The sequence below is a fragment of the Aestuarium sp. genome, from assembly GCF_023253315.1.
Taxonomy (GTDB): domain Bacteria; phylum Pseudomonadota; class Alphaproteobacteria; order Rhodobacterales; family Rhodobacteraceae; genus Marivivens; species Marivivens donghaensis.
Genome location: NZ_JALRGW010000084.1, coordinates 1 through 1,215 on the forward strand (window position 1 = coordinate 1; position 1,215 = coordinate 1,215).

General features: G+C 42.4%; 2 protein-coding genes. One reads left to right on the plus strand and one right to left on the minus strand.

The genetic code is table 11. The features are described from left to right. Positions 1 to 387 (plus strand): hypothetical protein (locus AC1QQ2_RS14265; RefSeq protein ID WP_479713634.1); only part of this gene is annotated, 387 nt, incomplete at its 5' end. Between the two features lie 127 nt (positions 388 to 514). Here the strand turns inward: AC1QQ2_RS14265 and AC1QQ2_RS14270 are convergent. Further along, on the minus strand, positions 515 to 1,215 hold a 701-nt coding region (locus tag AC1QQ2_RS14270; RefSeq protein WP_479713635.1), incomplete at its 5' end, for a glycosyltransferase family 25 protein.

Consider the following 1,215-nt stretch of genomic DNA (forward strand, 5'->3'; position numbering starts at 1 on the left):
GTCTGCGTCAGCGTTTCCATCGAACACCACTTGTCTTGGTCTTTTTTCGTAAACGAGGGAACGCATTTCCCGGTTCTCCCTTTCAAAGAGCCCGACGTGGACGTCGTCGCCGCGATCGCGGACGATTCGCACCCTTTATTTGAAACAACCCCTTCTTCAAAACCTTCGTCTTTAACTCTGTTCCAGTACGTGTACGCGTTGAAGAACTCCTCGGAGGTGTACGAAGACGAATCGGCGTCCGGCACGTCGCTCGAGGAGTTGCAAATGGCCGGACAATTCCCCGTGATCCCGTCGGCAAATGTCGCGCATTCTTCGCACGGGCGACATCTCCCGGACCCATCCGTAGCGGACGCGCAGTATTTGTTAGAATCTGCGCACGCGGAGTGATCGCTGCACGCGCCTGAGATGGACGATGATGATGTCTTCCATCGCTTCGCCTCGGGAACGACCTTCGGTAATATATTGACTAAAATTTAACATAGTTCCTCTTATAGTTAGGATGCACTATGTATATTTATATATTGTCTAACATCACTTTTTTATGTAACTTCGAGTTTGAGTAATCTTCATGATATATGTTTTCAAATTCAGTTCCACTATATCTGTCGTTTAACCAACCTATACGTTCATCTACGACCTGAGTAGACCTATGCTCGTACTTAACAGAATCTTTGAATAAGCATCTTACTTGGCCTTTCCATCTAAGTCGGAATGCTCTATGAATATATCCTAGTGGCCCTGTATCAATTATCCACTTATTCTTAAGCATTTCTATATGAATGTGATCGACAAACTTTGGTTTTATAACATAACATCCCATAGCACCTATATCATAAGTGCAGAAGTCATATCTGCTGTTCCAATTGATTATATTGCTATCGTTTGGAATACTATCATGCTCTAAAATTAGTGAAGGCGATCTCGTTTCTGCAACTATTTGCCAAGTTTGATAGTGCGAATACCATATCGCTATTTCTGTCGGAGAAAATATTTTACCATCATCGCCATTCTTAATATACTTGCGAGAATAGTTCTTTGTGAATATCAGTGGGCTAGATGGAATAGTGTCGGGGGTATATGCATCTATACGTGTTATAGAATATCCTAACGATTCCCATTTAGGAATACAGTACTCAGCATAGGATTCGCTTATATGATTGCCTTTGACAACAATCATATAAGCGGGTAATGTGTTTAGATTGACGATACTCAATA